We start from the raw sequence: 8,475 nt of genomic DNA on the forward strand, positions 1-8,475 counted from the left end.
GTTCGCGGCGTTCGACCCCCTTGTCCCCTTATTTCCTTGTCTACTTTTCCTCGGCACGGCGCGGCGGTGACCGCCTGCGCGGCCGGGGCGACCGGCGACCGGACAGCACACGGCCGAGGCACGCACAGCGGTGCGGCCAGGAGCGGAGGAACGGGTACCGATGAGCGAGGACAACCCCATCAAGCAGGCGGCCCGCAAGGTCACCGACGCCCTGCGCGGCGACGGCGCGGGCCCCGAGGAGGGCATCCCCGGCAAGCCGGGCGTCGAGTCGCCGTCCTTCGCGGAGCCGACCGAGCCCCATGACCCGCTGCCGCCCAAGCCGGACCAGACCGGCCCGGACACCGTCTCGCCCACCGGCCAGCCGACCGGCGCGGACCAGGCCCGGATGGCGCAGAGCGGCGCCTACCTGACCAACGCGCAGGGCACCCGTCTGTACGACACCGATCACTCGCTCAAGGCGGGCCCGCGCGGCCCCGTGCTCCTCCAGGACCACCATCTGCGCGAGAAGGTCATGCACTTCGACCACGAGCGCATCCCCGAGCGCGTGGTCCACGCCCGCGGCTCCGCGGCGCACGGCGTGTTCACGAGCTACGGCACGGCCGCCTCCGTGACCAAGGCCGCCTTCCTCGCCGAGGACGTCGAGACGCCGGTGTTCGTCCGGTTCTCCACCGTGCTCGGTTCGCGCGGCTCGGCCGACACGGTGCGCGACACCCGCGGTTTCGCCACCAAGTTCTACACCAGCGAGGGCGTCTTCGACCTGGTCGGCAACAACATCCCGGTCTTCTTCATCCAGGACGCCATCAAGTTCCCCGACGTGATCCACGCCGGCAAGCCGCACCCCGACCGGGAGATCCCGCAGGCGCAGAGCGCCCACGACACCTTCTGGGACTTCGTCACCCTGCACACCGAGGCCACCCACCACACCCTGTGGAACATGTCCGACCGGGGCATCCCTCGCTCGCTGCGCACCATGGAGGGCTTCGGCGTCCACACCTTCCGCCTGGTCAACGCGGCGGGCGAGACGACCCTCGTCAAGTTCCACTGGAAGCCGAAGCTGGGTGTGCACTCCCTGGTGTGGGAGGAGGCGCAGATCATCAACGGCGTCGACCCCGACTTCCACCGCCGGGACCTGGCCGACGCCATCGAGGCCGGCGCCCACCCGGAGTGGGAGTTCGGCATCCAGACCTTCCCCGACACCCCCGACCAGACCTTCGAGGGCATCGACCTGCTGGACCCGACGAACATCGTCCCCGAGGAGCTGGCCCCGGTGCAGCCGATCGGCAAGCTCGTCCTGGACCGCAACCCCTCCAACTTCTTCGCGGAGACGGAGCAGGTCGCCTTCCACGTCGGCCACCTCGTGCCCGGCATCGACGTCACCGACGACCCGCTGCTGGCCGGGCGCCTGTTCTCCTACCTGGACACCCAGATCACCCGGCTGGGCGGCCCCAACTTCCCGCAGATCCCCATCAACCGCCCGCACGCGCCGGTCAACGACATGCTGCGCGACAGCTTCCACCAGACCGCCGTGCACCGCGGCGTGGCGCCCTACCGGCCCAACTCCCTCGACGGCGGCTGCCCGTTCCTGGCGGGCGCGGACACCGGGGCGTACATCGAGACGCCGGTGACGGTCCCGGAGAGCAAGAAGGTCCGCGAGGCGCCCGAGTCCTTCGCCGACCACTTCAGCCAGCCCCGCCGGTTCTGGCTCAGCATGAGCCCCGTGGAGCGCGAGCACATCATCGGCGCCTACACCTTCGAACTCGGCAAGTGCTACGAGCAGGCCATCAAGGAACGCGGCCTCCAGGTGCTGGCCAACATCGACCCCGAGCTGTGCGCCCAGGTCGCCGCCGGACTCGGTCTGCCCGCGCCGTCGGCCACCGTGCCGCTCGCGGACGTCGAGCCCAGCCCGGCCCTCTCCCAGGTCGGGCACACCTGGCCCACGGACGGCAGGATCGTCGGCATCGTCACCGGCCCCGACGGCGACCTGGAGGGCGTACGGGCCGTACGCGACGCGGTGCTCGCCCAGGGCATGGTGCCCCTGGTCGTCGCCCCGACCGGCGGCAAGCTCGGCGACGGCGCGAACGCGCTGACCGTCCAGCGCTCCTACGCCACCGCGCGCTCGGTGGAGTTCGACGCCGTCCTGCTGGCCGGCACGCCGGGCATCGGCGCCGACGCCTACGGCGCCCGGGACGCCAAGTCCGGCCTCGACTCCGTCGAGCGGGCGGCGTACGACCCGCGGGTGGCGCTGCTGCTGTCGGAGGCGTTCCGGCACGGCAAGGCGATCGGCGCGTGGAAGGGGGCCGAGGCCGCGCTGGAGGCGGCCGGGGTGCCCGCCGACGCGCCCGGCGTGATCGTCGGCGACAGCGGCACCGGCACCCTGGAGCAGATCCTCCACCTCCTGGGCGCCCACCGCGTCTGGGAACGCTTCCCCGCCCAGGTCTGAACCCGTACGGGTTCCACCTGTACGGGTCCGACCCGGGCAGGTCCGACCCGCACCGAGCACCGGCCCGGGCCTCCGCACGGATGTGGCTGAAGCCACGCCCCGAAGGAGGCCCGGGCCATATCGCCGTCCCCGAGCCGCGGGCTAGCGTTCTCGCCGTCCCCGTGCCCGCGACTCGCTCGAACGGCCCGCCAGTGCTCCTCGAAGACCTCTCTCCCCTCATCGCGGCGACCACCCAGTGGCTGACCGGCGCCTATCCGCCGGCCGGCGGCGGCGCGCTGGCCTCCGTGCTGTGCGAGATGCAGGCGCGCCAGGCCGTGACGGCCGCGGCCTGGCTGCGCTATCCCACGCCCATGGACGCCGCCCTGGTCGTCGTGGCGGGGCCCGGTGGCTCGGCCCGGCTGGACTGGATCACCGGCGCGGACGGCGCCGGGACCGCAGGCCCGCAGGCGTACGCCTGGCGGACCTGGGTGGACGAGGTCGTCGCCAGCTGGGCCGCTTGCCTGCTCACCGACCCCGGCCTGGCCGGCCGTGCGGTGGCCGCGCTCGCCGAGGGCGGCGGTCAGGCGGCGGGGACGCCGGTCGAGTTCCGGCGGCTGCTCGCCCCCGACGACACCGACCGCGGGGCCGCCGCGCTGCTGCGCCACCCCGACCTGCTCGCCCCGGTCGCCGCCCTGCACCGGACCCAGCTGCGCCACCTCCTGGAGCGCGGCTCGACCCTGGCGGCCTGACCCCGGACAACCGCACCACCCACACGGCTCGCACGGCCCGCATCGCCCGGACCGGTCGCACGACCCAGACCGCCCGCACCGCCCGGACGGCGCGACCGGGTCGCCCTACCGCACCGCCTCGCCCAGCGCCTCCCGGGCCGCGTCCAGCGCGGTGACGCGGTCGGCCGGCACCAGGCCCACGCGGGTGCGCCGGTCGAGCAGGTCGGCCTCGTCGAGCGCGCCCTCGTGGCGTACGGCCCACACCAGTTCGGCGCGGGTGACGGGGTGCCCGTCGAGCACGGGCTCGCGCAGGCGCGGGTCCAGGGCGCCCAGGGCGTGGACGTACGGCGCCTCGGTGCCGTAGCGGCGGATCAGCCGGCGCGGCGCCTGGAGCGCGGCGAGGACCCGCGGCGAGGCCGCGCCGACGAGCGGGAGGGCGGCCGTGGGGGAGGGGCCCGCGGTCAGCCGGCCGGTGGCGAGCGCGGCGTCGACGGCGTCCTCGGCCATCCGCCGGTAGGTGGTGAGCTTGCCGCCGACCACGGTGACCACACCGTCCGCCGAGGTGAGCACCGCGTGCCGGCGGGAGACGTCCGCGGTCCGCGGCGCCCCGCCCAAGGCCCCCTCGGGCGTGGCGTCCAGCAGCGGGCGCAGCCCGGCGAACGCGCCCACCACGTCCTGGCGCCGCACCGGCACGTCCAGGGCGGACCCGAGGACGTCCAGCAGGAAGCCGACGTCGGTCTCGGGCACCTCGGGAACGTCGGGCACCGGACCGTCGACGGGTTCGTCGGTGAGGCCCACGTAGACCCGGCCGTCGCCCTGCGGCAGCACCAGCACGAAGCGGTTGCTCTCGCCGGGCACCGGGATGTGCAGCCCGGCGGGCAGCGGCCCCAGCGGTTCGGAGCGCAGCACCAGATGGGTGCCGCGCGAGGGCCGGATCCGCACCCCCTCCACCAGGCCGCCCGCCCACACACCGCAGGCGTTGATCACGACGCGGGCCCGGATCTCGCCCTCCTCGCCGGTGAGTTCGTCACGCACCCGGGCGCCGCCGGCGGTGAGTTCCAGCGCGCGGACCCGGGTCAGTATCCGCGCGCCGCGCGCCGCCGCCGTACGGGCGAGGGCGGTGACCAGCCGGGCGTCGTCGGTGAGCCGGCCGTCCCAGGACAGCAGGCCGCCGCGCAGCCCGCTGCCGCGCAGCGCCGGCGCGAGATGGCGGGTCTCCACCACCGACAGGCGGCGTGGCGCGGGCAGCGTGGCGCGGGCGGTGCGCGCCGCCAGCCGCAGCCCGTCGCCCGCGCGGAAACCCGCCCAGGCCAGCGCGGCCTGGCCCCGGGTGACCAGCGGGGTCAGCGGCAGCACGAACGGCTGCGCGCCCACCAGGTGCGGCGCGGTGCGCTCCATCAGCACCCCGCGTTCGACCGCGCTCTCGTGGGCCACGTCGAGCTGCGCCGAGGCGAGGTAGCGCAGCCCGCCGTGGATGAGCTTGGAACTCCAGCGCGAGGTGCCGAAGGCCAGGTCGTGCGCGTCGATCGCGGCGACGGACAGACCGCGGGCGGCGGCGTCCAGCGCGGCGCCCGCCCCCGTCGCGCCCAGCCCGACGACCAGCACGTCGACCGCGGGACCGCCGACCGTGCGGGCCAGTTCGCGGGCGCGGCGCGCGGCGGACAGCGAGGACCCCGCGGCCGCGCCGGCCGGTGCGTCGGGTGCGCCCGCGTCGAGGGGGCTGCTGCTGGAGTTCATGGCGTCAGGGTCCTCTCCAGGATGGTCCGCAGTTCGGCGAGGAAGGCCTCGTCGCCCAGGGCGGGGTCGTCCGCGTCGGTCATCGTGCGCAGCGACAGGGTGAAGGACTGCACGACCAGCAGCAGGGACCGCGCCTGAAGGGCGGGGTGGCCGGGGCGCACCGTCCCGTCGGCGTGGCCCTCGCGCAGGCCGTCGGCGATCAGTTCGAGCAGGGCCTCCTGGCTGGCGCCGCGCCGGTCCAGCACGTAGGGCAGGAGCAGTTCCGGGTCGACGTCGAGGATCTTGCGGAACAGCGGATGCGCGCGGAAGGCGGCCACCCCGGCCACCAGGCCGTCCACGATCAGCGTCCGGGTGCCGACGCCGGGCCGGCGCTCGGGCATCGCCCCGGTGGCCACGCCGATCCACTCCCTGGTCATCAGATCGCCCACCAGGGACCGCACGTCCGGCCAGCGCCGGTACAGCGTCATCCGGGAGACCCCGGCGCGCCGGGCCACGTCCGTCAGGGTCGTACGGCGCACGCCGACCGCCAGGACGCAGTCGCGCACGGCGTCCAGTACGGGATCGCCGGCGGCGTCCTCGGGGTCGGTCGAACCGTTGTGACGAATAGGCGTCATGTGTAACAGTGTAACGCCCTTGGAACCGACCGGTGAGGAACAACCCCATGGACATGCTGTGGAGCGGCTGGGGCGACCCGGCCAAGGCCGCACCGCTGCCCGAGACGGTCACCGCGCTCCTGCGCGACCTGCTCGGCGTCAAGCCCCGGGGCGCCGCACCGGTCGCCCTCGCGCAGCTCACCGTCCCCGAACCGCCGCTGACCGCCGACGCCCACCGCGCCCTGGCCGCCGCGGCCGGCGGCCAGGAGCACGTCCGCACGGACGCCGAGTCCCGCGTCCGGCACACCCGCGGCAAGTCCACCCCCGACCTGCTGCGGATCAGGGAGGGCGACCTCGGCGACCTGCCGGCGGCGGTGGTGCTCCCCGCGAGCCACGACGACGTGCTCGCCGTGCTGCGCGCCTGCGCCGCCCACGGCCTCGCCGCCGTCCCGTTCGGCGGCGGCACCTCCGTCGTCGGCGGCCTCGCCCCCGAGCCGTCCGGCGCCCGGCCCTTCGTCGCCCTGGACCTGCGCCGCATGGACCGGCTGCTCGCCCTCGACCCGGTCTCCCGCACCGCCACCCTCCAGGCAGGGCTGCGCGCCCCGCACGCCGAGGCGCTGCTCGCCGAACACGGCTTCACCCTCGGCCACTTCCCGCAGTCCTACGAGTGGGCGACCATCGGCGGCTTCGCCGCCGCCCGCTCCAGCGGCCAGGCCTCCGCCGGGTACGGCCGCTTCGACGAGATGGTGCTCGCCCTCACCCTCGCCACGCCCGAGGGCACCCTGGAGACCGGCCGCGCCCCGCGCTCGGCCGCCGGCCCCGATCTGCGCCAGCTCGTCCTCGGCTCCGAGGGCGCGTTCGGCGTCATCACCTCCGTCACCGTGCGCCTGCGCCCGCTGCCCGAGACCCGGGTGTACGAGGGCTGGCGCTTCGCCTCCTTCGAGGAGGGCGCCGCCGCGCTGCGCCGGCTCGCCCAGGACGGCCCGCGGCCCACCGTGCTGCGCCTGTCCGACGAGACCGAGACGCTGGTCGGCCTCGCCCAGCCCGACGCCATCGGCGCCGGGGACGCGCAGGCGGCGGGCTGCCAGGCGATCGCGGGCTACGAGGGGGAGGCCGAGGAGGTGGCGTACCGCAGGGAACGGGCCGCGGCCGTCCTGCGCGCGTGCGGCGGCACCCTCCTCGGCGAGGAGCCCGGCGAGCGCTGGGCGCACGGCCGCTACTCGGCGCCGTACCTGCGCGACGCGCTGCTGGACGTGGGGGCGTTCGCCGAGACGCTGGAGACCGCCGCCTTCTGGTCGCGGGTGCCCGAGCTGTACGCCGCCGTCCGCGACGCCCTCACCGCGACGCTCACCGAGGCCGGCACCCCGCCGCTGGTGATGTGCCACATCTCGCACGTCTACGAGAACGGCGCCTCCCTCTACTTCACGGTGGTGAGCGCCCAGGGCGAGGACCCGGTGGCGCACTGGACGCCCGCCAAGCACGCCGCCAACGAGGCGATCCTCGCCGCCGGCGGCACCATCAGCCACCACCACGGCGTGGGCACCGACCACCGCGACTGGTACCTCCGGGAGGCCGGACCGCTCGGCGCGGACGCCCTGCGGGCGGTCAAGCGGCGTCTGGACCCGGCCGGCCTGCTCAACCCCGGAGTCCTGCTGCCCCAGGACTGAGCCCGGCCCCCGTGGCGCCGGGCTCCCGCCCCGTCGCGTAATCTCCCGCCACCCCGCCCAGTACTCTCCCGCCACCGTCCTCTCTGCGCCCACGGAGGCCCACCGATGCGACAGTTCACCGCCATCGTCAACCCCACCGCGGGCGGCTCCGCGGGCGCCGCGGCGCTGCTGCGGGTGGCCCGGCCGCTCCGGGAGGCGGGCGCCTCGGTGGAGACCGAGTACAGCCGCAGCCTCGTCCACGCCCAGGAACTCGCCCGGCGGGCGGGGGAGCGGGGCCGGGTCGTCCTCGCGGTGGGCGGCGACGGCATCGCCGGCGGGATCGGCGGCGCGCTCAGCGGCACCGGCGCCCTCCTCGGCCTCGTCCCGGCCGGCCGCGGCAACGACTTCGCCCGCGCCCTCGACCTGCCCGCCGACCCGGCCGAGCTGGCCCGGGTGCTGCTGCACCACGCCCCGCGCCCCGTCGACACCATCGAGGTGGAGTCCGCGGTCCACCCGCGCACCGTCGTCCTCGGCAGCGTGTACGCGGGCGTGGACGCGCTCGCCAACCGGCACGCCAACCACGCCAGACTGCTGCGCGGCGCCGCCTCGTACTACGCCGGCGGACTGCGCGCCGTGGCCACCTGGCGCGCGGCGACCTACCGGGTCACCGTCGACGGCGAGGAGCACACCCACCGCGGGTACACCGTGGTGGCCGCCAACTCGGCCTACTACGGCTCGGGCCGGATGATCGCGCCCGGCGCCCGCGTCGACGACGGGCTGCTCGACGTGGTGCTGATCCGCGCCGCACCGCGCCGCCTCTTCTTCACCCTGATGAACGAGCTGAAGTCGGGCGGCCACGTCGGCCGCCCGGAGGTGCGGGTGCTGCGCGGCCGGGAGATCAGCGTCGCGGCCGACCGGGAGATACCGTACGGCGCCGACGGCGAGGTGGACGCCGTCCTGCCCGTCACCGCCCGCGTCCTGCCCGGCGCCCTCTCGATGCTGTGCTGAACTCGATGCTGTGCCGAGGGGCCTCCGGACGCCCCGGGCCCCGGCCGCGGTGCCGTGGCGCTACGCGCAGCCCCAGGCCGACATCCCCTGGAGGAGCGCCAGCCGCTTGGCCACGGCGATCTGCTCCTCGCGGGTGGCCAGATCGGCCCGCGGCGCGTACTTCAGGCCGCCGGCCGCGATCCAGCTGGACTGCCTGAACTGCAGCCCGCCGAAGTACCCGTTGCCGGTGTTGGCCTTCCAGTCGCCGCCGGACTCGCAGGCGGCGATGGCGTCCCAGTCGGCCACGGCCGCCTCGGCCGGGGCGGCGGGCGCGGTGGGCCCGCCGGCCAGCGCGGCGGTGGTCG

The 8,475-nt window shown here is 75.7% G+C and carries 7 protein-coding genes; 4 read left to right on the forward strand and 3 right to left on the reverse strand.

Going from position 1 to position 8,475, the window contains the following annotated elements; translation table 11 throughout:
* Positions 1-160: 160 nt before the first annotated feature.
* Together ABEB07_RS28325 and ABEB07_RS28330 are read left to right on the forward strand one after the other, a co-directional pair.
* A complete protein-coding gene (locus ABEB07_RS28325) occupies positions 161-2,440 on the forward strand; it encodes a catalase (protein ID WP_345670944.1) in 2,280 nt (759 codons plus the stop codon).
* A gap of 161 nt (positions 2,441-2,601) precedes the next feature.
* Positions 2,602-3,168, forward strand: coding sequence for a hypothetical protein (locus tag ABEB07_RS28330; protein WP_345670946.1), 567 nt, complete (start codon positions 2,602-2,604; stop codon positions 3,166-3,168).
* Between the two features lie 105 nt (positions 3,169-3,273).
* Here ABEB07_RS28330 and ABEB07_RS28335 read toward each other — a convergent pair whose 3' ends face one another.
* The gene (locus ABEB07_RS28335; protein WP_345670947.1) at positions 3,274-4,884 is read right to left on the reverse strand and encodes a glycerol-3-phosphate dehydrogenase/oxidase; all 1,611 of its coding nucleotides are present in this window, start codon (positions 4,882-4,884) and stop codon (positions 3,274-3,276) included.
* A complete protein-coding gene (locus ABEB07_RS28340; protein WP_164588701.1) occupies positions 4,881-5,498 on the reverse strand; it encodes a TetR/AcrR family transcriptional regulator in 618 nt (205 codons plus the stop codon). The genes ABEB07_RS28335 and ABEB07_RS28340 overlap by 4 nt, the downstream gene beginning before the upstream one ends.
* 47 nt (positions 5,499-5,545) lie before the next feature.
* On the opposite strand from ABEB07_RS28340, the gene ABEB07_RS28345 reads away from it, so the two are divergent.
* Entirely contained in the window at positions 5,546-7,144 is a 1,599-nt protein-coding gene (locus ABEB07_RS28345) for an FAD-binding oxidoreductase (protein ID WP_345670948.1), read from the forward strand.
* A gap of 105 nt (positions 7,145-7,249) precedes the next feature.
* Entirely contained in the window at positions 7,250-8,131 is an 882-nt protein-coding gene (locus ABEB07_RS28350; protein WP_345670949.1) for a diacylglycerol kinase family protein, read from the forward strand.
* Between the two features lie 60 nt (positions 8,132-8,191).
* On the opposite strand, the gene ABEB07_RS28355 is transcribed toward ABEB07_RS28350, so the two are convergent.
* On the reverse strand, positions 8,192-8,461 hold the full coding sequence (locus tag ABEB07_RS28355; protein ID WP_345670951.1) for a transglycosylase family protein: 270 nt from the start codon (positions 8,459-8,461) through the stop codon (positions 8,192-8,194).
* Positions 8,462-8,475: the final 14 nt, after the last annotated feature.

It is taken from the genome of Streptomyces similanensis (assembly GCF_039543625.1).
GTDB classification, from domain to species: Bacteria; Actinomycetota; Actinomycetes; order Streptomycetales; family Streptomycetaceae; genus Streptomyces; species Streptomyces similanensis.